Source organism: Paenibacillus sp. FW126-R14 (assembly GCF_058789495.1).
This window is the reverse complement of the sequence record NZ_JBYTBS010000002.1, coordinates 251,431-276,598: the sequence shown is the minus strand read 5'-3', so window position 1 is coordinate 276,598 and position 25,168 is coordinate 251,431. Positions and strand designations below refer to the sequence as shown.

The 25,168-nt window shown below is 47.9% G+C and carries 18 protein-coding genes; 16 read left to right on the top strand and 2 right to left on the bottom strand.

The features are described from left to right. Positions 1-83 precede the first annotated feature (83 nt). From AC3WRW_RS02515 to AC3WRW_RS02490, 6 genes are all read left to right on the top strand, one after another. Complete coding sequence (locus AC3WRW_RS02515; protein WP_492544667.1) at positions 84-1,610, top strand: type 2 periplasmic-binding domain-containing protein; 1,527 nt, start codon at positions 84-86, stop codon at positions 1,608-1,610. A gap of 91 nt (positions 1,611-1,701) precedes the next feature. Beyond that, positions 1,702-2,889, top strand: a complete 1,188-nt coding sequence (locus tag AC3WRW_RS02510; protein WP_492544665.1) for a glycoside hydrolase family 88 protein — start codon at positions 1,702-1,704, stop codon at positions 2,887-2,889. Positions 2,890-2,941: 52 nt separating this feature from the next. Continuing rightward, positions 2,942-4,192, top strand: coding sequence for a Gfo/Idh/MocA family protein (locus tag AC3WRW_RS02505; protein ID WP_492544664.1), 1,251 nt, complete (start codon positions 2,942-2,944; stop codon positions 4,190-4,192). Positions 4,193-4,302: 110 nt separating this feature from the next. Beyond that, positions 4,303-6,111 (top strand): cache domain-containing sensor histidine kinase, encoded by a 1,809-nt coding sequence (locus AC3WRW_RS02500; RefSeq protein WP_492544662.1) that lies wholly within the window; start codon positions 4,303-4,305, stop codon positions 6,109-6,111. After that, positions 6,095-6,931 carry a response regulator transcription factor gene (locus AC3WRW_RS02495; RefSeq protein ID WP_492544660.1) on the top strand — a complete coding sequence of 279 codons (837 nt, stop codon included), beginning with the start codon at positions 6,095-6,097 and terminating at the stop codon, positions 6,929-6,931. The genes AC3WRW_RS02500 and AC3WRW_RS02495 overlap by 17 nt, the downstream gene beginning before the upstream one ends. Positions 6,932-6,947: 16 nt before the next feature. Next, the gene (locus tag AC3WRW_RS02490; protein ID WP_492544658.1) at positions 6,948-8,915 is read left to right on the top strand and encodes a heparinase II/III domain-containing protein; all 1,968 of its coding nucleotides are present in this window, start codon (positions 6,948-6,950) and stop codon (positions 8,913-8,915) included. A 53-nt stretch (positions 8,916-8,968) separates the two neighbouring features. On the opposite strand, the gene AC3WRW_RS02485 is transcribed toward AC3WRW_RS02490, so the two are convergent. Then, positions 8,969-9,316 (bottom strand): ArsR/SmtB family transcription factor, encoded by a 348-nt coding sequence (locus AC3WRW_RS02485; RefSeq protein ID WP_492544657.1) that lies wholly within the window; start codon positions 9,314-9,316, stop codon positions 8,969-8,971. Positions 9,317-9,435: 119 nt separating this feature from the next. Between AC3WRW_RS02485 and AC3WRW_RS02480 the strand changes: the two genes are divergently transcribed. Further along, positions 9,436-10,809 carry an MFS transporter gene (locus AC3WRW_RS02480; protein ID WP_492544655.1) on the top strand — a complete coding sequence of 458 codons (1,374 nt, stop codon included), beginning with the start codon at positions 9,436-9,438 and terminating at the stop codon, positions 10,807-10,809. A gap of 42 nt (positions 10,810-10,851) precedes the next feature. Here the strand turns inward: AC3WRW_RS02480 and AC3WRW_RS02475 are convergent, their stop codons facing one another. Beyond that, positions 10,852-11,865 (bottom strand): ABC transporter substrate-binding protein, encoded by a 1,014-nt coding sequence (locus tag AC3WRW_RS02475; RefSeq protein ID WP_492544653.1) that lies wholly within the window; start codon positions 11,863-11,865, stop codon positions 10,852-10,854. Between the two features lie 160 nt (positions 11,866-12,025). Between AC3WRW_RS02475 and AC3WRW_RS02470 the strand changes: the two genes are divergently transcribed. From AC3WRW_RS02470 to AC3WRW_RS02430, 9 genes are all read left to right on the top strand, one after another. Further along, a complete protein-coding gene (locus AC3WRW_RS02470) occupies positions 12,026-15,148 on the top strand; it encodes a hybrid sensor histidine kinase/response regulator (RefSeq protein ID WP_492544651.1) in 3,123 nt (1,040 codons plus the stop codon). Between the two features lies 1 nt (position 15,149). After that, positions 15,150-16,241: a response regulator gene (locus tag AC3WRW_RS02465; RefSeq protein ID WP_492544701.1), complete on the top strand. Its 1,092-nt coding sequence runs from the start codon at positions 15,150-15,152 to the stop codon at positions 16,239-16,241. Positions 16,242-16,536: 295 nt separating this feature from the next. After that, positions 16,537-16,914, top strand: coding sequence for a response regulator (locus AC3WRW_RS02460; RefSeq protein WP_492544650.1), 378 nt, complete (start codon positions 16,537-16,539; stop codon positions 16,912-16,914). A 416-nt stretch (positions 16,915-17,330) separates the two neighbouring features. Beyond that, complete coding sequence (locus AC3WRW_RS02455; RefSeq protein ID WP_492544648.1) at positions 17,331-19,103, top strand: cache domain-containing sensor histidine kinase; 1,773 nt, start codon at positions 17,331-17,333, stop codon at positions 19,101-19,103. A 13-nt stretch (positions 19,104-19,116) separates the two neighbouring features. Further along, positions 19,117-20,301: a response regulator transcription factor gene (locus tag AC3WRW_RS02450; protein WP_492544647.1), complete on the top strand. Its 1,185-nt coding sequence runs from the start codon at positions 19,117-19,119 to the stop codon at positions 20,299-20,301. 238 nt (positions 20,302-20,539) lie between these two features. Then, a complete protein-coding gene (locus AC3WRW_RS02445) occupies positions 20,540-22,030 on the top strand; it encodes a DUF5605 domain-containing protein (protein ID WP_492544645.1) in 1,491 nt (496 codons plus the stop codon). An 11-nt stretch (positions 22,031-22,041) separates the two neighbouring features. Then, on the top strand, positions 22,042-23,334 hold the full coding sequence (locus AC3WRW_RS02440) for an ABC transporter substrate-binding protein (protein WP_492544644.1): 1,293 nt from the start codon (positions 22,042-22,044) through the stop codon (positions 23,332-23,334). Positions 23,335-23,409: 75 nt separating this feature from the next. Then, positions 23,410-24,285: a carbohydrate ABC transporter permease gene (locus AC3WRW_RS02435; RefSeq protein WP_492544642.1), complete on the top strand. Its 876-nt coding sequence runs from the start codon at positions 23,410-23,412 to the stop codon at positions 24,283-24,285. A 26-nt stretch (positions 24,286-24,311) separates the two neighbouring features. Continuing rightward, positions 24,312-25,148, top strand: a complete 837-nt coding sequence (locus AC3WRW_RS02430) for a carbohydrate ABC transporter permease (RefSeq protein ID WP_492544641.1) — start codon at positions 24,312-24,314, stop codon at positions 25,146-25,148. The last annotated feature ends 20 nt before the right edge of the window (positions 25,149-25,168 follow it).

Below are 25,168 nucleotides of genomic sequence, written 5' to 3'. Positions count from 1 at the left end.
GAAGAAAGGTTCGGATCATCAAGGGGAAAGCTTGCATGTGAGTTATTATCGTTGAACTTTAGAGAGGGTGGTAAGGTGTGAAAATGAAAAAAACGTTGTACGCTTCGCTTGCTGTTGTGATGACAATGAGCCTTCTGGCTGCTTGCGGTAAAGGCGAAGAAAAACAAGGACCGGCTGCCAGCGCGAACAAAGAACCACTGAAAATCAAAGCGATGCTCATTTATAACGGAGAGCCTCCGGTGCTGAAGGGGAACAAGGCGAAGGAAGATCTCGAGAAGCGCGGCAACGTTCAACTGGAGTTGGAACTTGTCCCGGAAGACATCTATAAGGATAAAATCAGCATCGCGATGGCCGATTCGGCGCAATACGATCTGATTCTGTTCGATAACGGCAAAGACGCCGTATTCACGAACTATGTAAAGCAAGGGGCATTCTATGATCTTACGCCTTATATGAAAGATAAGAAAAACTTAAACCTGATTCCAGAGATTACTTGGTCTCAAACGAAAGTAGATAACAAGGTTTACGGGATTCCGAGACCAAGGCAGTTGTACAGCGCCCAAGGAGCATTCCTGTACCGCAAAGACTGGCTGGATGCCTATAGCTTGAAAAAGCCGGAAACGGTGGAAGAACTCACCCAAGTGTTAAAAACATTCAAGGAAAAAGATCCTGCCGGGGGAGGAAAAACGATCCCTCTCCTTACATATGCGACAAACACCTATGTCGTCTTCGATTGGCTGGCCTCCGTTCAATATGCCTTCGGGATGCCGAATGCTTGGACGATCGATAACGGAGTACCGAAGTTTGCGATTCAATCGGAGGGCTATATCAAATATTTAGAATGGTTAAAGAGCGCTTGGAACAGCGGGCTGATCGAGAAGAACGCAACCGTCCTAAAGTCCCAGCAAGCTGTTGAAAAATGGACACAAGGCATCGCCGGCGTAAAAGCCAATCATGTCGGTGAATTAAGCGATGCTCCGAACTCTCCGCTGGACAAAATTCGAAAAGTGGATGCCAAAGCGGAAGTGGACATGCTGCCGCTCTTGAAAGGTCCCGATGGCAAAGGCGGCATCGGCAAAGCTGCCGGTCTCTGGGGATTATGGGTAATTCCATCCAGCACGCCAAAGGAGAAAGTTCAGAAACTCGTTGATTTCCTTGATTTTTGTGCAAGCGAGGAAAACTATGCGTTCAGCAAAGCAGGCATTATCGGCCAGCATTCCACCAGCTATAAAGACGGCAAGGTAGAGCGTACAGCCGATCAGGCTAAGCTGTTCCAGTCCGAGACTCCGGCTGTTTGGGTACTCGACAATCGTTACGATCCTTATTACTATGTGGCATCGGATGCGACCGACCCCGTGCGGGCGAAGATGAAAGCCTACACGGACAGCTTCGAGACTATCGGGATAACGAATCCGTTCGGCGGAATGACGTCTCCTACCCTTACGAAAAATACCGATCATTTGAAGAAGGTTTCCACGGCTGCGCTGAAATATGTCATTGGCGAAAGCACCATCGATGAGGTGAAAACGGAAATTAACAACTGGGTAAAAAACTACGGAGAAGCTGCAGGCAAAGAATATATGGAGCAATATAACGCAATCAAGAAATGAGTGTGCTTGCCAAATGGAGAATTGCCCTGTGATCGGGGTGATTCTCCATATATTTTAACCAGGCTTTGTAAAAACGAAGGAGATTTTAACTATGAAGCATGTGAAGGATGAAGGTATACGGAATACAGATCGGTTCAGAATCCCGTCACAGTTAACCAAAGACCAATGCGATGCGGCTATCAGGCATGTATTGAAGCAGATCGACGGTAATTTGGAGGTATTCACAGACCAATTTCCCGATATCGTCAGCACAAATCTGAGATATACACCGGCAGATAATTACGAGTGGACGCCCGGCTTCTGGACAGGGATGCTGTGGCTCGCTTATGAAGTTACAGGCGATGAGAAGTACCGTCGTGCCGCCGAAATTCAATTAAACTCCTTCAAAAAGCGCGCAGATGAGCAAATCGGTACCGAAACGCATGATTTAGGCTTTTTATATTCCTTATCCTGCGTGGCTGCGTACAAACTGACCGGTAATGAGGAAGCGAAGCAAACGGCCCTTCGTGCGGCGGATTTGCTCATGACCCGCTATTTGGATCAGGCGGGAATTATTCAAGCTTGGGGAAGCTTGAGCAATCCGAAGCAGCGGGGACGGATGATTATCGATTGCCTGCTGAATCTGCCGCTGCTGTATTGGGCGGCGGAAATAACGCACGACCAGGCTTATTTCGATGCGGCGGCCTCGCATGTCAAACAAGCTGCAGCATATTTGATTCGTGAGGATGCGTCCAGCTTTCATACATATTATATGGATGTCGATTCCGGCGCTCCGCTTTACGGCAAGACCGCTCAAGGATTTTCGGACGATTCCTGCTGGTCGCGCGGTCAGGCTTGGGCTGTCTACGGGTTTCCGCTGAACTATATCTACACGCAAGATCCTGAACTTATCGTTCTAACGAAAAAAACGGTGAATTATTTCATTAACCGGCTGCCGAACGACTATGTTTGCTACTGGGACTTGATCTTTACGAGCGGTTCCGAATGGCGCGACAGCTCGGCTGCGGCGATTGCCGTGTGCGGCATGATGGAACTGAACAAGCATTTATCCGCAGCGGATCCCTATAAAGCTATCTATGAGAATGCGGCAAGCTCCATTCTTTTATCTTTGATCGACAATTATTCGACCGTGAACACGCCGGAATCCAATGGCTTGCTGCTGCATGGCGTATACAGCAAGCCCTTACATGCAGGAGTAGACGAATGCTGCCTGTGGGGCGATTATTTTTACTTTGAAGCGCTTGTCCGGGCAACCAGAGATTGGAAGCTGTATTGGTAAACAAAATGACAATGGTATTATCTACCGAGAGAAAGCAAGGAGGATTTATTGGATGAAACAGCTAACAGCCATCTTAATCGGAGCGGGAGCCAGGGGCTCGCGCAGTTATGCGCCTTACGCACTGGACTATCCGCATGAATTAAAGTTTGTCGCCGCAGCGGAGCCGGACCCGAACCGCTTGGCGCAATTCGCACAGGAGCACGGTATCCCGCCGGAGCGGTGCTATGCTTCGTGGGAGCAGCTGCTTGAACAGCCGCAGCTGGCCGATATCGCTGTGATTTGCACGCAGGACCGGATGCATTACCATCCGACGATGACGGCTTTGCGCAGCAAGTACCATGTGCTGTTGGAAAAGCCGATGTCACCCGATCCCAAGGAATGCATCGCTATGGAGCAAGCCGCTAAAGAAAATAACCGGCTGCTTACGATTTGCCACGTTCTTCGCTACACGCCGTTCTGGTCGGCTATTAAGCGGCTTATTACAGAAGGACGCATCGGGCAAGTGGCCTCCATCCAGCTCAATGAGAATGTCGGCTATTGGCATATGGCGCACAGCTTCGTTCGCGGCAACTGGAACAATTCGAATGTGTCGAGTCCGATGATCTTGGCCAAATCGTGCCATGATATGGATGTGTTGTCTTGGCTGATGGAGGAGCCGTGTGTACGAGTCAGCTCGTACGGGTCACTGCTGCATTTTCATTCCGGCAATGCGCCGGAAGGCTCGGCCGAATATTGTATTGATGGCTGCGCCGTTGAAGCGGCATGTCCGTATTCGGCGCCTCGCTTTTATTTGGGCGAGAGCAAAGCTTGGGCAAGGCATTTTGCGGCAGACTTATCCCGGGAAAGCATTGTCCAAGGCTTGAAGGAGACGGGGTACGGTCGATGTGTGTATAAATGCGATAATAACGTCGTCGATCACCAAGTTGTGAATATGGAATTTGCGAGCGGCGCTACCGCTATATTCAGCATGAGCGGTTTTACCCGCGATCAGGAGCGGCGTATTCAAATCATGGGCACTCGCGGTGAAATTCGCGGAGAGGACGATAACATTGTGCTGATGGATTTTGTTACGCATGAGAGGACGGAGATTAAGCTTCCGAAGCAAACAAGCGGGCATGGCGGGGGCGACAGCGGGATCGTCCGCAGCTTTTTACAAGAAGTGCGCGATTATAATGGAGAGGAAAGCTTGACGTCCGCAGCTGCCTCCGTTCGGAGTCATCTGATGGCGTTTGCAGCGGAACACTCCCGCTTGAATCAGGGGAAATCGATTGAACTGGCTGAGTTTGCCGGTTCGCTTGCCTAAAGCGAACGAGCAGAATGATCATGTATGGCCTTGTCCGCCATGTGCTAAAATAGACTCCAAGAGAGCATGGATATCCTCTCTCGGATGATGGGAAAGGCCGCGATTATACAATGAGAGTCTCATTTCTGCGTTTTATTAGAAGAAGTTTTTTTGTTAAAGTTATTTTCATCCTTTTTCTGGTTTCCGCTATTCCCTTATCTATATTTGCCTATGTCACGGTACATGTTTCGAACCAAACGGTGATGGCTAAAGTGAACGCGCTGAATTTTCAGGTCGTTAACCAGTTGAACGAACAAATCGATAATACGATGGTGCGTATTCAACAATTAAGCAACCAGTACGGACTTTCGCCGGTCATCACCAACGCTTTGAATGCGAAGGACAGCTACTTCGACTACGTGATTCAGATGCAGGAATTGCTGAGAACGTTGGATACGGGAAAAACGACGATCGGGGATATTGCGGATATAAGCATTTATTCTGTCGATTCCGGTGAAGTCATTTCGACAACGGATTCGATAGTTCCCTTAGCGCAATCACGTTATGAGGAGCTTATCCGCTCTGCGGAAGAATCAAACAAGGCATTTCAATTAATCGATGCGCCCGGCACGGGGAATACTTTTCTAGCCGACAACAGCTTCTTTATGCGAAAGCTCACCTATTCCAACGGGACAGGCTACAGAGGGATGTTAATCATTACGCTGCCGAAGCAAGCTTTACAAAAGGCGATTCATAACATCAATCTGGGTCCTGACGGAGCCGTATATATCGTTACGAGCGAGAACAAAGTCATTGCCACGACCAGCACGGCCTCTTCAGCAGACATTTCCAAGCGGATCGAACAGGCCATAGAGGGCTGGAACGAAAGCAACCATAGCGAACAGTTCGTCGTTGATCACTCCCTGTTCTCGATTAAACAGTCCGGCAACTTTCATAAGTGGAGTGTCATTTCGGAAATACCGGTTGCTCAATTGTCGGAGAGTGCGCGGTTTATTACGAGAACGGCATTGATCTTGTTAATGATGCTTATGCTTTTTGGACTGATCGGTTCACTCGTGATCGGTTATAATCTGTATCGGCCGCTTCAGCGGCTCAAACGGCATATGAGATCGATCCAGCAGGGCAACTTTTCCAATTCGTATTCGGATTATCCGAAAAATGAGATTGGCGAGCTGGGGATGATGCTGAATAATATGGCCTTTCGCCTTAATACGCTGATGGAAAATTTACAGCATTCGGAAGAGCTGAAGCGACGCAGTGAAATAACGGCGCTGCAGGCCCAAATCAATCCTCATTTCTTATACAACACATTAAATACAATCACCATGTTCGCCATGATGAAGGATTACAACAAAATCAGAAGCATGCTGCACAGACTCATTTCCATGCTGCGCTACTCGATGGAAAACTATGCACAGCTTGTCCCTCTTTCCGGGGAGCTTCATTACATAACCGATTATATCGCCATGCTGCAATTGAGGTATGACTGCCAAATTATTGTACGAACGGAAATTGACGAGCAATTGAAAGGCATGCTAATTCCGAAGCTTCTATTACAGCCCTTGATCGAAAATTCACTGTTTCACGGTATTTTCGGCAAAGAAGCCGATCAAGGTACGATCGTTGTTCGAGCGGTTCCGCTCACGGAAGAAACGGTCATGCTGCAAATTGAAGATGATGGATTAGGTTTGGAGCCGGATCGCTTAGAACAGCTGCGACGGTATATTCAGCACGAAGATCGTGGAAAAAGTATCGGAATTAAAAATGTATCAGAACGCGTCAGACTGCTGTTCGGGGAGCAAACCCAATTTCGAATTGAAAGCAATGCTCAAGGAGAAGGGACGATCGTGTCCATCCTTATTCCAAGGCATCGCTTGGAATTCGCTAAGGAGGAATACTCGCATGAGAGCTCCATATAAGGTATTGATCGTTGAGGATGAGAAACCGGCCCGCGATGTATTCAAACACATGATTGCCCAAGAGAAGGAATGGTTTGAGCTTGTAGGAGAGGCTGTCAACGGAAGAAGAGGGCTTGAGCTGTTCAAACAATATCAACCTCATTTTCTGATTACGGATATAACGATGCCGGTGATGAGCGGAATTGAAATGCTTGAAGCGTTGAAACAGCTGCAACCGGATATGCCGGAGACGATTATTTTATCTTGCCACAAAGATTTCCATTTTGCTCAAAAGGCCATTGAATTAGGCGCCTCTTCCTACTTGATTAAGGAAGATTGCCTGCTCCAAGAGAACCTGCTCGCCGACACGCTCAAAAACTTCATTCCGCGAATTTGCAGGCGGAAAGACGAACGGCAAAACATGCAAGCAAACGGGCGGAATACCGACACCGGCATAGCGGAAGAGGGCTATGATCAGGGAAGTCCTGTCAATGCGATCATGTTGAATGTAATCGGACAGCTGAGGGCTGATTTGTCGGTATCGATATCCTTGGAAGACATGGCTGCGAAAGTAGGATACAGCATTCCTTATCTCAGTTCTTTGTTTAAGAAAACGACAGGGCAAACGTACACCCAATATATGATGACGATGAGGGTACAGGCCGCCAAACGCATGCTGCTGACAACCGATCTCCGAACATTTCAAATTGCCGAACAGGTTGGGATGGAAAATTACCGTCATTTCAATAAAATATTTAAAAGAATGGTCGGCATGAGTCCGAAGGCGTATAAGCTGTCCCATCATCAGTTGAGTGGTCCTGCGAATCCGGAAACCCTTTGAATGGAGGTTCACGTATATGTATCCGTTGCACTCAGCAGCGTGGCTGGAACAATTTCGTTCGCGCATTCGAACCGAAACAACCGTGCGGAAGGCACTTGCTTATCAGATGAGACAGATGAAATCGGTCGTCGAATCTTCTCCGGTTATTCCGCTCACGGGAGGAGGCTGGGGTCATGCCTATGTCTGCCCGGCTGACGGAACTCATCTTCAGACGGTCACGCCTGTCCTCCATAAGTGCCCGCTCTGTCAGGAAGAGGTAAGCGGCTCGCCATATGACGAGGTCGTTATTGCTGAGGAACATGCAGCATGCAGCAATCGTGCTCTGACCGCTGCTCTGCTGTACGCAGCAACCGATGAGACCGCCTATGCCGAGTGGGCAAAGCGGGTGATATTGTTTTATGCGCAACATTACGCTGCTTATGATTTGCATGATATTTTTGGTAAAAGGGGCAGCGAAGCGGGAAGATACGGGGCAAGGGTGCAAAATCAGACGCTTAGCGAAGCGATGTGGGTGATTCCGCTTGCTCAAGCTTTCACGATACTTAAGTCCTGCCAAATGTGGACGGATGCGGAGATGTCCGGCATCGAGTTGAGGCTGTTTCGGCCTGCGATTGCCGTGATCGATCGAAATCCGCGCGGGGAGTCGAACTGGCAGAGCTACCACAATGCAGCAAAGGCTGTGATCGCCGAAGCTCTTGGCGACAGGGAATTGTTCGAGTCGGCGCTAAACGATCCTTGCCATGGATTTCATTTTCAAATGGAACAAAGTGTGGGACAAGAAGGCTTTTGGTTTGAAGGATCGTGGGGATACCATTTCTATACGTTGAGCGCCTTGATCGCGACAGTCCACGCTGCAGCTGCGTTCGACGTACCGCTCAGCGAGGACAGGAAATTTCAGCTCATGTTTCGTATCCCCCTTGAAGCTCATTTACCGGACTATACGTTTCCAGCCGTTCATGATTCAATGGAAACCGACCTGAGGCAGTATGCCGATTTATATGAATTCGCTTATGCGGAGTACGGCTTAGGGGAAGACATCCTTCAGCACTCGGAACGATGTTCTCTGAACAGTCTGCTTTATGGCAGAGACATTCTGGAGTCGGAGGAGTTTGCCATCGAGGCGGTCATTCAGGATATTCATGTGGTCAACTTGAATAAGCCGGGCATGCTTTATACGACAATTGGACAAGGACCTTCGGCGCAAGCGGCGCTAGTCGATTATGGAGAGCACGGCGGTTGGCACGGCCACTTCGACAAACTGAACGTGATTTATTATGCGGGAGGCCGCTGCTGGCTGACGGACGCCGGCATGTTGGGGTACAGCCACCCTCTGCACGATGCGTGGTTCCGGCAAACGATCGCTCATAATACCATCGTTGTCGGAGGCCGCTCACAGAGTCCTTCTAATGGGGTTCTGCGGGAAGTGACGAAGGATGCAAGAAACGGTTCTGTTCGAATAGGCGTGGAGGTTGCAGACGCCTATGAAGGAGTACGCTTGGAGAGAATCATAACGCTTGCGAACGGTCTGTTCATTGATGAATGCAGGGTGATTTGCGACCGTGAGGAGGATGTGGATTACGTATTTCATACCCCCGGCGTTCCGGTTCTTCAAATGTCCATTGGGTATGAACCTGTTTCTTCTGCGGGGTTGTCCGAATCCGACGGATACTCGTATTTGAAGGAAATCCGCAGACTAAATTGTTTGCCGGATGCTCCTCGCATGCTGGAGTGGAAATGGAACGAGGCGGATGCTGAACACGAACGGATGCAGGTGTACGGCATCCCCGGGTTATCCGGGAGCTTGGCACAGGAGGAATGGTATTTGGCCGAATCGCCGGGGATGGCCCATGTCAAACGCCGAAGCACGCTAATCCGCAGAGTGCGCAAGGTGAGGGAGGTGTCATTTGTTTCCGTGTTTCGGGCTTGTGCGGAAGGCGACGAACCGCTTTGCTCTTCAAGCTTGAACGCATGCAGGAGAGAATAGGCATTGTAAGATCCGTATCCGCTCAAGGAATACGGATTTTTACTGTTGTCCAATTATTTCACAGTATCTGGATGAAGAAGCTTTTTTTTCTCGTCGGAAGCATCGTAAGCAGACAGTATGGATGAAAGCAATCCCGGGAAGCGCTCTTCCAGATCCTCTGTTCGCAAGGATATAAGTCGCAGGGTTCCTTGAACGCGAACTTTCACCACGCCGGCCTCTCTTAACGTGCGCGCATGATGGGACATGGTCGATTTGACAACAGGCACTTCGAAATCTCCGCAAGCCCGTTCGCTCACATCACGAAGTTCTGAAACAATTAACAAACGCACGGGATCGCTTAACGCATATAAAACGGTGGACAAATGAATATCTGCACGGTCTGGATGATATAAAAATTTCATGAAGGGCCCCCCCTTACTTTTTTTAAGTTTATGATTGAATTATAGCATAACCCATGTTATTATTCTATTGTTCGATAATTATCGAATTTTAGAAATTAAAGCGGAGGCGAACAACTGCTATGAAAAAAATGAACGTTTCAAATCATGCGCAAGAGGGAAGCGTAATGAAAGAAGGAGTTGTTCTCCTATTGCTTGGCGTAACGATCGTACTCGTCATCATGAATACTATGATGTTTAATTTAGCATTGCCGGATGTGGCCAAAGCTTTCCAACTATCCGCATCATCGACTTCGTGGATTGTTACGGGCTACTCGATTGTATTCGCGATCTCATCCATTACGTACAGCCGGCTTGCTGATTTCGTTCCGATACGAAGATTGTTCATTATCGGAATTTTGTCGCTGAGCCTCGGCGCTATTGCCGGACTATTCAGCAACAGCTTTGCGGTACTGCTCATCGTCCGCATTGTGCAAGCTTCGGGAGCGGGCTCGATCCCTGCATTGTCTTTAGTCTTAATATCCCGTTATATACCGATGGCACGCCGCGGGAAAGCGATGGCTATGATTATGTCTTCGGTCGCTTTCGGACTTGGCTTCGGTCCTGTTGTAGGCGGATTTATCGTGGAATTTCTGGGCTGGCATCTTTTGTTTATCATAACGGCAGTCACTTTGCTGTTAGTGCCTCTTTATGTCATGTTCATTCCTAAAGAAGAGCCGCGCAAAGGTTCTTTCGACGTGATAGGCGCACTATTCATCGGTATAGGCACTACAGGACTTCTTTTATATTTAACGAATCATTCGTGGATAGCGCTCCTGGCCGGACTTGTTTCGATAGCTTTATTTATAGTTCGCATTCGCTCTGCAAAAGATCCTTTTGTACTTCCGTCATTATTTGCCAACCGTTCATTTCTCATTCTAGGAGCCGTGGGTATCGCAGCGTATTTATGCAGCTTTGCCACCTTGTTCCTCATGCCTCAAATTCTTGTAAAACAGTATCACCTGAGTGCAATCCAAGCCGGTTTGGTGATTTTCCCAGGATCCTTCTTAGCGATGGTTATTTCACGTCAAGTGGGGCGCATCATTGATACGCGCGGGAATAGCTCCATTATCCGGTATACGCCATTGCTTCTTCTGGCTTCGGTTATCCTCTTTGCCTTGTTTGAGGGCACCTCATTTTTCTCGATCATGTTCATCTATATGTTGATGAGCGTCAGTTACACGATCTTAACGAGCAGTATATCGAATGAAATGTCGAGATTGCTTCTCCCTGCGCAGATTGCCTCGGGACTTGGGCTGTTTCAGCTCTTGCAATTTTTCAGCGGCGCATTCGGGGTAGCCGCGACAGCCAGTGCCCTTGTTTGGCAAAAGGATCTTCCTCTGGCACATGCTTACAGCAATGTTTATTGGGGACTAACGCTTATTGTCATTCTGTCCATTGTATGTGCGCTCGGATACCTTCGATCCGCCTTGCGCAAGCAGCAGGCGATTTCTTAAATAAAAAAATGACCCGGGGAATTGGTTCCCCGAGTCATTTTTTTATTTTTGCAAGAAATAAGTTTCCAAATCGTCAAGCAGCAGGTTAGCGGCTTTAATGCCTCCTGCCGTATTCCAAACGGCGTCGCTAACCTTATGTACATTTCCTTTTTTCACGACGTCGATGTTTTTCCACAGCGGATCATTCATCCACTCCTGCTCGATTTTGTTTCCTTCGCCTTTATCGTTCTCGTAGGTGAAATAGAACAGCATGTCGCCGTTCATATCCGGAATGCGTTCCTTCTGCACATCGTCGGCGAACTTATCTTGATCCTGCGAAGCAGGGCGCTGGAATCCAAGCTTTTTTAACATGACGCCAGAGAACGTGTCTTTCATATAAATTCGCACTTTGCCCGGCATGAAGCGAACGATGGATACTTTCGTATTGAGTTTGTCTCCGGCTTTTTGTTTGAAATCGGAAATTCGCTTTTCAAAATTGCCAATGATTTTGTCGCCTTCCGCCTTTTTATTCAAAGCTTCGGCATACAGTTGGTAATTGACTTGCCAGTCGCCCATGAGCTTTTCGGAAAATACCGTTGGGGCAATCGCTGACAATTGCGGATAAACTTTCTCTTGTCGCAATTTATTGCCGAGAATGAGATCCGGCTTTAAGGAGGCAATGAGCTCGAGGTTCGGCTGATTCTCGTCTCCTACGACTTTTACGTCCGTCATATCCGATTTGATATGATCATACCAGTCCCCGGTGCTTGTAAAAGATTTCACGGCGCCAACAGGCTTGATGCCTAAGCTCAGCACGGCTTCCGTTCCTTCATTCGTCAGAACGACGATTTTCTTGGGCGTTCCTGTAATTTTAGTTTCGCCCATAGCGTGCTTAACCGTGTATTCAACGGGAGCACTTGGCGACGCTGACGCTTTAGCCTCATTATTTGCCGCTTTATCAGCGGTCTTAGTTGCTGTTTGTTGTCCACAACCGACAAGAATGAGCATGCACGCCATGATTAGAACGAGCAGTCTTCCCCCAAGATTGCGTACTCCATTCCTAGTTCTTAATTCCATGGATACTCTAACCTCCAAAATTATTGTGAGAACGATTATCATTACCAAATGAATTGTATTCGCTACCGTGATCCTTGTCAAGGCTTGTGAGTTTTTTGGGAGTATGAAATGATAGGATAAGAAGTCTTACAGGTTATTTAATGAGAAAGAGGGAGTCTTCATGTACAAGCTTCGCCAGCTCATTGCTCTCGCCGTTGTTTTCTCTCTCTCTGTTCTCTTATTCATAGGCATATATGCCCAAGGTACTCCGAATAAGGCGACACAGTTCGCGAAACATGGCGTGTTGGATTTAACAAGCTGGGATTTTCATAGACAGGGATTGGTCTCCTTGGATGGAGAGTGGGAGTTCTACGAAGGAAAGCTTCTGGAGCCGGCAGACTTTCGTGCCGAACCTGGACCGAAGGCGGCGTATTTAGTCGTACCCGGTACTTGGAAGGGGAAGAATAAGGATGGAGGCATGAGCAGGAAAGGTTATGGAACCTACCGTCTCAAGGTGCTTGTTCATGCGAACGGCGACGAGATCTATGGCATGAAATTGAGAAGCATCCGGATGTCGCACCGCCTGTATATCGACGGGCAGCTGCAGGGAGAGAGCGGCCGTCCGGCCGAGGCGAAAGAAGCTCATGCTCCCGGCAATACGCCGTACAGCGCATTTTTTCATACCGATGCCAAAGAAATTGAAGTAATTATTCAAGTGTCCAACTATGAATTTTTCACCGGGGGGATCGTCAACTCGATCCAGTTCGGAGGGCATAAGGAGATTGCCCAGCTGGATAACATACTGATCGGCAGCGATATGGCGGCTATTTTTATATTGGTCATGTTCGGAACGTACCACATTAGCTTCTATTTACTGCGCCGGCAGGAGAAAACCTATCTGCTCAGCGGGCTGTATTTGTTTTCCCTCTCCGTTATTCAATTGCTGTTTGGCGAAAAGATTTTCCAGCGGCTCATGCCGGGCATTCCCTTCGATATTGTTTACAAAGCGTTGGATGTAAGCCAATTCGCAAGCTCGCTCTTAAGTATTTTGTTTTTCTGTTCCTTGGACAACCGGCTGATCCCACGACGAAAGATGCTGTGGCTAATCTCGCCGATTGTGATGTATGTAGCGGTCATTTTCATTCTGCCTTATTCACTTTACAATGAAGTCAGATATGCCTTTTTTGTCTACATTGGACTTGTTCCGCTCTATATCCTGACCAGAATGGTTCATTTGTACTTGCGCAGTCAGAGAGGCTCTTCCGAAAGGAAAGAAATCCTGCTGTTCATTGCTGCGATTGTTTCTTTGTTACTGTTTTTGATCGACGGTTCGCTTTATGCGGAAAACGCGGTTGCTTCCGATCTCTTGAGCAAAGCAGGGGTTATTTGTTTCATTACCTTAATGAACATTTTGCTGGCCGTACGTTTTAAAAACGCCTACGAAAAGAATGAGCTGCTGACACATCAACTGATGGTCTCCAACCAACGGAAAGACGAGTTTTTGATGCACACCTCCCATGAGGTCAAAACTCCGCTTCACGGGATTATGAACATTACCTCCCATTTGCTTGATGACGATGAACATAATTTATCTTCCAAGCAAAAGCAAAGCCTATGGCTGATCAAAGATACTTCGATCAAGCTCTCGATGCTGATGCGCGATCTGATTGACGTCACTCGACTAAAGCATGGCGAGCTTCGATTGCATATGACCGTTGTGGATGTAAGGACAGTCACGCAGATCGTATTCGATGTTTTGCAATTTGAGCTCGCCGGCAAAGCCGTTCGGCTGGATAATCAGGTTCCTCCGAATGTATGGGCCGAAGCGGACGAGAATCGATTGCGTCAAATTATGTACAATCTGATTCATAATTCTATCAAACATACGAATCAAGGAAGCATCGTCATTACAGCGAGTGTGAGCAAGGGAGTCGTATCGGTTTCGGTCGAGGACACGGGGACCGGTATTCCCCGCGACAGGCACTCGGAAATATTCGGGTATTTCGAACGACTTGATCAAGTTTTGCCGGATGACGGGTACACCGGCATGGGGGTTGGGCTGTACATAAGCCGGAAGCTCGTCGAACGCATGGGAGGGCAAATCGGAGTCGAGTGGTCGGAGGCGGGTCAGGGAACGCGGATGACTTTTTCGCTGCCCAGCGCCGATGAGCGAGCGCCGTTATACGAGGGAACTTCCGATTCGGACATGAACGCAGACTCAGGCAGAATCGTTCAGAGCCGCGATACGCTGGACATACTGGAAGAGCATGCGTCTACGATTTTGATTGTAGATGACGAAGCTTCGAACATCTATACATTGCTGAACATTTTAAAAAGATCCCGGTACAATGTGGTTACAGCCTTCTCGGCCAAGGAAGCGTTGGCCAAAATCAAGGAATATCCGCAGATAGACTTAGTGATTCTCGATGTTATGATGCCTGGGATATCCGGCATAGAGTTGTGTCGTTTGCTGCGCGCGCATCACTCCATTCTTGACTTGCCGATCTTGTTCGCGACCGCCAAGGATACGCCGCAAGATATCGCTCTCGGCTTCAGGGCAGGGGCTAACGATTACTTGACGAAGCCGTTTGAAGCGGAAACGCTGCTTGCCCGCATTCATACGCTGATTGCTATGAAGACGTCCATTCAAGAGGCGATACTGAGCGAGCTTGCTTTCCATCAGGCTCAGATTAAGCCGCATTTTCTGTATAATGCACTGAGCAGCGTCATTTCATTTTGTTATACGGATGGGGAGAAGGCCGCCTATTTGTTGTCGAAGCTCAGCCAGTATTTACGCTATATTTTGGACATGGACCGGAATGAGTTATACGTCAGTTTAGGGCGTGAGCTGGAGTTGATTGACGCCTATGTCGAGATTGAGAAAGCGCGATTCGGCGAACGGTTCGATGTGATTTATTATGTGGACGACAATCTGAAGGATATTTCTATTCCATCCTTATGCATTCAGCCGTTTATCGAAAATGCAATTCGTCACGGCTTGTTCGAAAAAGACGGGCATGGCACCGTCACGTTATCCATTCAGGAAGGGGATCGCTATTTGCAGGTGTCCGTTCATGACGATGGCGTGGGGATTCCCGACGATTTGCTTTACCGGATCGCCAGCGGAAGGTCAAGTACGGGCGGGATTGGCATTTCAAACATCCGCAAGCGGTTGGATGCCATTCCGGGCGCAACCGTAACGGTAAGCTCCGAGTTGGGACGCGGAACGAAAGTTGTGATGTATTTGCCGTTTACATCTACGGAATATACCGCTATGGAAGAAAGGGGGGCTGAAATTGTTTAAAGTGATCATTGTCGAAGATGAAAAGCCGATTCTCGAGCTGATGAAAGTCATCATCGGGCGCAACGGCCATTATGACATTGTCGGGGCTTTCAGCAATGGGCTTGAGGCGCTTGAACGGCTGCCGGAGCTGCAGCCAGACATTGCGTTCCTGGATGTGGAAATGCCCAAGATGAACGGACTTGAACTCGCTCAGCGATTGAATGAAATCTCAGAGCATACGAGGGTCGTGTTTACGACGGCTCATAAAGATTATGCGGTGGATGCATTCAAAGTTTATGCGTTCGATTATTTGCTAAAGCCGGTCACTCCGGCTGCTATCGAACGGTTGACCCAGCGCCTGCTTAAGCTAAAGCAGCCCGCCGCAGCGGAGGATAAACAAGATCGCGGGGCGCTGGTTCGTTGTCTTGGGGGCTTCGATGTCAGGAGTCCGGATGGTACGGTTGTCCGTTGGCCGACGCGAAAGACGGAGGAATTGTTTGCTTATTTCCTGTGCCATCCGAAACAAGATATCAGCAAGTGGCAGCTGGCTGATATGCTGTGGCCGGATATGCCGGAGGACAGAGGCTCTCATAACTTGCACAATACGATTTATCGTCTGAAAAAGCTGCTCAAAGAACAAGAGATTGGCATGGATATCGTGAAAACGAATGATGGCTATATGCTGGAGCCCTTGCAAGTTCGTTATGATTTAATGGAATTTCAAACCGCGCTGCGGGAAGGATCGCACGATTACGCTCAAGCGGAACGCGCATGCTCGCTGTACCGCGGATCTCTTTTAGAACGAAAAGATTATCTGTGGAAGTCTCAGCTGGAGGAAGGCTATGCCAAGCAGTATTCGGCTCTTCTGAGAAGCTTGGCCAGCCGGGATATGGCCGATCAGGCATGGAGCAAGGCGGAACAACGGATGGATGTGTATTTGTCCATCTATCCGCTGGATGAGGACATGAATCAATTGCTAATGGATGTCTACGCTTCCAGCGGCAGGCCGGAGCGAGCACTCAAGCACTTTAGCAGCTTTGATGCGCTCTACCGGCAAGAACTGGGCGTCGAGTTGCCCAAAGCAATGAGAGATAGAGTGTCCGCGTATTTATAGGTTGCATGAAGACGAAGGGGCTTTCCTGAAAGTAGATTATTCTGCTTCGGGAGGGCCCCTTCGTGCGTTCAAGAGAACATTGGAATGTGTCGATAGTCTTGAGAGAATCTTGAGAGACACGTATGATAACATGTAAGTCAATGAGTAATTTGTCATATTATGGGTCGTGATATCGGAAACCCAACGAGGACAATCGAATGAGATGAAAAAGGCAGCATGAATAGGACAGATCATCAGGATCTGTCCTATTTTCAGTTAAGAGCTGTCACTTTTCTAAAAAGGGAGATGGTGAACGGTGAAGGAAAGAATTTTGATTGTTGATGATGCGGCTTTTATGAGGGCAATGCTGAAGGATATGCTTATGGACATGGAGTACGAGATCGTAGGCGAAGGTAGGAACGGCCTTGAAGCCGTACAGATGTACAAGAGATTCAAACCGGATGTAGTCACATTGGATATCACGATGCCTGAGATGGATGGCATTGCGGCGCTTATTGAAATTAAACAATTCGATCCGCAAGCCAAAGTCATTATGTGTTCGGCAATGGGGCAGCAGAAGCTGGTCGTGGATTCGATTCAAGCAGGTGCTAAGGACTTTCTCGTCAAACCCTTTAATAAGGAAAGACTTGCCGATGCGATCAAAAAGGTGTTTCTTCCGAAAATAGCGCGATAATCCTCGGCGCGCAGTTGCATGGATCATTTTCAGGCAGTCCCGAAAGTAGAATTGTTCTGCTTTTGGGAGGGCTTTTTTTGTTTAGAGCATAGTTTGCGTCTTTGTGCAGTGTGAGAGGGAACTAGAGGTCGCTATTTGAGCTAAATCCTCGGTTTCATGCGTCTAACGGAACTACAGGGTCTTATTCGCGCTAAATTGACTAAATTCGCCTGGATTTAATGAAATAGAGGACCACAGTTCCCTCTATTTTGTTGAAGTATTGAGTTTCTGGAAAATAGCGGATCATAGTTCCCGCTCGCTTAACGCCAGAGGATCTGAGGAGCAACAGAGAGTATTCTCCGTCCGAGAAGGTCAAAGGCAGGCAGGAAATCGAATGTCGAAATCGAACTGTACTAGCATGAAGATGAGGTGTTGCGATGTCGGGCTGGAGAAATATAAGGTTTCAGAAAAAGTTATTCGTCATGTTCCTTCTTCTCAGTATTATTCCGTCTCTGCTGATTGGGATAACGGCGTATCAAAAATCGGCAGTCATGCTTCATGATCAAACGGAGCAGGATTTGAACGTCATACTTGCTCAGCTGAACACATCCATCGAACGTCAAATTAATGATTTTGACCGATTTTCCATGCTGCCCTATTTTATACCGGAAACGTTCAGTTTTCTGAATAAGCCCTATATGTCGCCGGACCGGTGGGGGGCGGCAGAAAGAGACGCCCAGAAAACGCTCATTCGATTAATGAGCGCCTACCCGTCGATTCATTCCTCGATTAAGGGATTGATGGTGTATGGCATGAACGGTTCGGAGAACGGTTATTTGATCAGCGGCAATCCCACGATCAATCCGGAGGATCGGGAGCGGGAATCTGCGTGGTACAAGCAGGTGATGGAGAAAAAAGGCGGCTTTGTCGTCACAGGGATAAAAGAAATCAAGCAATTCAAAGAACCTTTTCAAGCCATCATAGGCGCTCGATTGATTGTGGATGAGGACTCTCAACCGCTAGCTGTGATCGCCTTTTATGTGCTGCCGGATTTTATTACGCATATCGTTAATTCCCTGGAACTCAAGGATGTTCAAGTAACCGTGATGGATCAAGAACGGAACCTGATCTATACATCCGATGAAAAGCTGGCGGAGCGGCTTCGCTCTATCGGTGTCGACCAGCAGAGCGGAACCTGGGAAACGAGTGTTTCAGCGGATGCAAACGGCAAAACGTTTAGCGGCGTATACCTGCAAAGCAAATATTTGGGCTGGAAAGTATATATGGGTGTGAACCGCGATGAGATGCTGCAAGGCAGCCGTGCCATTCGCAATTACACGTTTGCTATTGCGATTGTTATGGGCTTTGCGGCGGCGGCGGTATCGTGGCTCTTGTCCAGAGGGCTATCCAAGCCGATCTCCAGGCTGATTCGCTCCATGCGGGATGTGGAGCGGGGCAAATTCTCGGTTCCGGGCTCGCTTCTAGACCGGGGAGACGAAATCGGTCAGCTGCAGAATAGCTACGGGAGAATGGTGCTGCGCTTGGACGAATTAATTCAATCGATTGAAGAAAAGGAACGGCAAAAAAGGAATGCGGAGCTGTATGCGCTCCGAGCGCGGATTCAGCCCCATTTTCTGTATAACACGTTAAATTCCATCAGGATGCTCGCGATTCTTCAGCAATCGAATCAAATTGCGAAGCTCATTCATTCGCTGAACAAGCTGCTGCATGCGAATATGAAGTTAGATGCGGAGCTAGTCTCCTTAGCGGAGGAGATTAAGCTGTTGAAGGACTATTCCCGCTTGATGGATTTGAGATATACGAATGTGTTCGAGATGGAATGGCACATTGCGGATAACATTCAGAATGCGGCTGTGCCGCCGATGCTGCTCCAGCCGCTCTTGGAAAATGCGATTTTCCATGGAGCGAGCGGTTTGGAACGGATGCTGCATGTTACTGTCGCTGCCAAGCTCAGTGAAAACGATCATACGCTAATGATTGAGATTCGCGACGATGGCATAGGATTTCAAGGTGAATCCCTGAAGCAATTGGATGAGCATCAAAGCTATGAAGACTCCACGCATATCGGTTTGCGCAACGTCCGCGATCGCATCCGGCTTCGCTTCGGCGATGAGTACGGATTGACAGTGAAACGCAAGGAAGGATTCACGCATGTCCGTTTAAATTTGCCGTATCAGCCCATTGGATAGGAGGGGTTCGAGCATGTGGAATATGCTCGTAGTAGAAGATGAATCCATTGTCCGGGTGGGACTCCGGTATATGGTGAACTGGGAAAGCCTTGGCGTGTATTGGAAAGCAGAAGCCTCGAACGGGGAAGAAGCGCTGCGAGTCATGGAATCCGGCGAGATTCATTTTGTCGTAACGGATATACGAATGCCCGGCATGGATGGCTTGGAGCTTGCCAGACAAATTAAGCTGCGCCATCCCCTCGTCCCCATTATTTTCCTGAGCAGCTATGATGATTTCTCGTATGCGAAGGAAGCGATTCGTCTGGGGGCCATCGATTTTTTGCATAAGCCGACGATGGATGAGGAAGAAATCGCCGAAGTGCTCCGAAAGACCGTAACTACGCTAGAGGAGACCGTACAGGCAGCCAAACAGCCTTATGTCACGGAGGATGACAGAAATCAATATTTGTTATCGCTGTTAGACGTATACACCTTCCCCCAAAGCCCGGTGATAAGTGAATTTGAGCTATACGAGGATAAGCGGGGCTATTGGTTGACGGTCATTCGTAAAAGGGAAGATGCGATGACGGATGCTGCCGATGCGGAGCATTTGCGGTTTATGTCTCTGCTTTATATGATCGACGAAATTGTCACGAAAGATTGGGGAGGCGTTGTCTTTCATCGACACTACCGTGAAATCATTTGGATCGCGCCGGTTTCGCCGCATGCCGCAGCAATCAAAGAGGTGGAAAGAGCCAAATATTTGGAAGCGCTTAGGCAGAAACTGCTCGATTTGTTGAGCGTATCCATCGTTTATTCCATAAGCTCGCCCTATGAGCATATCACTGATCTGCCCAGAGCATATATGGAGTCGCTGCTTCGTCTTCCTGTTAATAAGCAAAGTGACAATTTAATTGTCCGGATGGCGAAGGAAATGGTCGACAGGTGTTTATTGGAGGACATTACATTAATAAAAGTTGCAGCGGATATACACGTAAGTTCAGGCTATTTAAGCCGGGTATTCCTGAAGGAAGTAGGCGAAAATTTCAGCGACTACGTGATACGGAACAAGCTGGAGTATGCGCAAAAATTGCTTCGTCAAACGAATAAGAAAGTCTATGAAATTGCTGCCGATATCGGGTATATGAATCCGCACTATTTCAGTAAACTGTTCAAAGAACGATTCGGCATTCCTCCTCTCGAATATAGGAATCAATAAAGAGACTCTCCCTATTGCTTGGCGGAATATGCGCAATAGGGATTTTTATCGTTTACATTTACCTATAAACAAAAAAACATAGGAAATGTCAAAAACCATCTATAGAAGAGATACCGCTAGCTGTTTTCTGAAAATAAAGCGACATATTTGAAAAGTAAAGTGCAGTTCCGGCTACTACTGAGAGTCCCCCGACAGCCTTACAATAAGCAGTAAGAAAATACGAAGGGAGCAGGCTTTCATGTCGAAACAACTGCAAAATGCTTTTGAAACAGAACAGTGGGGGAGATTTGAATATCGATGCAAAGGCCCGGAGACGATAGGCAATCCGTTCACTGAAGTTCGCTTCGCTGCGCGATTCCGAAATGGAGATCGACTGGTAGAAGTGGATGGCTTCTATGACGGCAACGACGAATATTGCGTTCGTTTCATGCCGGATACTTTGGGTAAATGGTCTTTTGAAACCGTTAGCAATAGGACAGAATTAGATGCAATCTCAGGTTATTTGAACTGTGTGGAACCGGCGCCGGGCAATCACGGTCCGGTCAGGGTAGATAACATTTATCATTTTGCCTATGCGGATGGCACGCCGTATCAACCTTTCGGTACAACGTGCTATGTATGGAATCATCAAGGAGAACAGTTGGAGGAGCAAACGCTCGCCAGTTTGCGTCAATCTCCTTTTAATAAAATACGGATGTGTGTGTTTCCGAAGCATTATGATTACAACCTGAATGAGCCGGAGTTATATCCCTTTGAAGGCTCCAAGGATGAAGGCTGGCATTTCACTACATTTGCGCCTGCCTTTTGGCAGCATCTGGAGCGGCGTATTGGGCAGCTGCAGGATCTCGGAATTGAAGCGGATCTTATCTTATTTCACCCGTATGACCGCTGGGGATTTTCTAAAATGAGCACGGAAACGGACGATTTGTACTTGCAATATGCCATTGCCAGGCTGTCCTCTTTTCGAAATATTTGGTGGTCGCTCGCCAACGAGTTTGACCTGATGCGTGAGAAATCGATGAGCGATTGGAACCGGTTTTTCCAAATCATTCAAGATCGCGATTCGTATCAGCACCTGCGCTCTATTCACAATTGGCACAACCCGGAGATTCATTACAGAAGCAATGAGCATTGGTACGACCACAGCAAACCATGGGTCACGCATGCCAGCATCCAGCACCATGATTTGAACTTCGTCCCTGAGTGGCGGGAGCAGTACCGTAAGCCGATTATTGTCGATGAATGCCGGTATGAAGGCGACTTGAATCACGGCTGGGGCAATATAACGGCGGAAGTCATGACAGAATGCTTTTGGAGAGGAATGGCTTTCGGGGGCTATGTGACACACGGAGAAACGTACGTACATCCCGACAACCTCATTTGGTGGTCGCATGGTGGGGAGCTTCACGGACAAAGTCCGGGCCGTATTCAGTTTCTGCGAAATCTGATGGCGGACATGCCTCAACTCGGAGAAACTCCGGTTAATTTCAAGTGGGACGCCGCTGCCGGCGGCATACATCAACAGTTTTATCTGGTGTATTTTGGGCAGAGCCGTCCAGCGTTTCGAACGTTGAATCTTCCGGAAGGACAGAGGTTCGGAATTACGCTGATCGATACGTGGAATATGACGGTAACGCAGCTTGACGGAGAATTTGCAGGAGACTGCCGGGTTGATCTGCCGGCTAAACCGTATCAGGCTTTGATGATCAAGAAAATAGAAACCATTTAGGGGGATAACAGATGAAAAAAGCAGCTTCCTTACTTATGAGTGTCATGCTTGTTGGCGGTATCGTGGCGGGTTGCAGTTCAGGCGGCAGCAGTGAAACCGCTTCGACGACGGCGAACAGCGGTCAAAAGACAGCGCAAAAGGTCACTATTACCCTGTGGACACTGGATACCGGCTGGGAATGGATTCAAAATGCAGTCGATGATTTCAAAAAGGAGAATGCGAATATCGATGTGCAAGTCAGCAAATATTCCGTTGATCCGATTAAAGAGAATTTGAAGCTGGCCGCCAATTCCAAGACGCTGCCTGATATGTGGTTTACCTGGGGCGGATCATTGGGTTCCTTCTACCCGGAGAATGGGCTAACGCTTGATTTGAATCAAATCGCCCAAGATCATAAATATTCGGAAATCTACAACAAAGCAGCATTGGATATGTCCACTTACGGCGGAAAATTGTCCGGAATTCCGATCCATTTGAACGTGCTCGGGATGTGGTATCCGAAGGGCGTATACGACAAAGCCAAACTAACGCCGCCTGCGAAGTTCGCTGACTTCGAGGCACAGTTGCAAACCTTAAAGGACAGCGGCGTTACCCCGTTATCTTTCGGAAGCAAAGGCGGTTGGCATACCATGCGCTTAACCGAGGCGCTTCTCGAACATTTCGCCGGTCCGGAGCTTCACGATAAATTAAGCAATTTGACGGCCTCCTGGAACGATCCGGCTGTTGTCAAAACCTTCGAAAAACTGAAGGAATATACGGATAAAGGCTATTTCCCGAAAGGTTATGTATCGCTTGATCCTCAGGAAGCAGACTCCGTCTTTTATCAGCAAAAAGCCGGTTTGATCATTGAAGGAACTTGGTTCGACAGAAACATCAACAGCAACGGCTTTGACGCGAATCAGTTTGGCGTGTTCAAATTCCCGAGCGAACAAAAGCCGGTGAGACCATCGGTATTCGCTGAAATGTTCCAAATCAATGGATCGTCGGAAAAAGCGAAGCAGGATGCTGCTGTGAAGCTTGGGGAATATTTGACCAGCGTTAATGTAGTGAATAAGTACATTGAAGGGTACGGTTCACCGGCTACGCTCAATACGAAGCTATCCGAGAAGACGCCTCACTTGAAAGAAATGTTAGACAGCGCGAATGATGGGGCTTTCTTAATTATGGATCAGGCATTGCCGCAGCAGGTGATTCAGAAAGTATTTGAAGCGCAGGATCATATCGCACTTGGGGAGTGGACGCCGCAGCAAGCGGCTCAAGAAATCGATAAAGCGGCTTCAGATTACAAAAGCAAGAAGAAGTAAGGGATGAGACTTGGCCGGAGCGATGGGCGATCAATCGACTTGATCGCTCCAGCCGCTTATGAAAGGAGGACTACGATGGGATACAGAGTCATAAAGCCATGGCTGTTTCTGCTGCCTGCGCTAACCATTTATTTAACCGTCATTTTCGTGCCGTCTCTCTATACGCTATTTCTCAGCTTTTTTAGTTGGAACGGGGTGGCGCCGCACAAGGATTTCGTCGGATTGGCTAACTATATCGATTTATTTACGAAGGATACCGTATTTCCAAGAGCTTTAAAAAACAATTTGCAGTGGCTGATCGGTTCACTGGTCATCACATTGAGCTTTGGATTATCGCTTGCCCTGCTGCTGAATAAAAAAATAAAGGGACGAACCTTGTTCCGGGCTATCTTTTATTTTCCGTATGTGCTTTCCGGTGTCGTAGTCGCTACGGTATGGGCTTGGATATATAATCCTACGCAAGGATTTATTAATAGAGTACTAGAGGCGATTGGGCTTGAGAGCTGGACGCACGCTTGGTTAGCTGAGCCGAGGATTGCTTTGTACGCCGTTTTCATTGCGGCTTTGTGGCAAGGAGTGGGGCAGCCGATGGTTCTATTCTTGGCCGGGTTGTCTACGATTTCGCAGGAACCCTATGAGGCTGCTATTATCGATGGCGCCAAGCCATACCAGTCTTTCTTCTACATAACCATTCCGCTGCTGCAGGAAACATTTGTCATCGTTATCGCGACGACGATGATTGCAGCCATGAAAGTGTACGATATTATTTATGCGATGACAGGTGGCGGCCCTGCGGAAAGTACGCAAGTTTTATCTTCTTGGATGTACTATCAGACATTCAAATTTGCGAATATTGGGACAGGATCGGCCATATCATGGTTCCTTGTATTTATGGTTATGATTGTTATTGTCCCGTACGTGTACTATACAACTAAGAAATCCCATTTATAATGGGCGGAAGGACGGTGATCTAAAAGATGAATGAAACAGGTGTTCACCCGGTTTCCGGCGTGTTGAAATACGCGGCTTTAATCGTGTTGGCCGTTCTTTTTATGATTCCGATTATGTTTATCGCATTCACGTCTCTCAAATCGAACGCCGATTTGTTGAGCCACCCCGTTTATTCATTGCCGCAGAAGGTGCATTGGGACAACTTTCTAAAAGCGTGGAATCAAGGCAGAATGAGTATGTATATGAAAAATACAGTCATCATTTGCATGGTCAAAGTGCCGCTGGGCATCTTGATCGAGGCGCTGGCGGCTTTTGCGCTGACGCGAATGAATTTCAAATGGGGGAACTCGATGTTTACTTTGTTCCTGGTAGGCATGATGATTCCGATCCAGGCGACGCTTGTGCCGCTCAATATCTTTTTGAACAAAACCCATTTGGTCAGCACATACCCCGGGATCATTTTAATTTACATAGGCTTTGGGATTCCATTCGGCATTCTGATCCTTCGGGGATTTTTTAGAACGATTCCCAAGGAGCTTGACGAGGCGGCTTTGATGGACGGTTGCGGGGATTTGGGCAAATTTATGAGAGTTATCCTTCCGCTGTCGATGCCTGCGATTGCGACGCTCGTCATTTTTGACTTTATGGCAACGTGGAACGAGTTTTTGCTGGCGCAAATTTTTATTACGAAAGATAGTATGAAAACGATTACAACAGGACTGCTCGCATTTCGCGGAGAGCATATGACAGACTATACGCTTTTGAATGCGGCTGTGTTGATTTCGATTGTTCCTATTTTTATCGTATATCTGACGTTCCAGAAATATTTCGTAAATGGCTTGGCTGGATCGGTTAAAGGATGAAGCCATCGATGAAGCGCTAC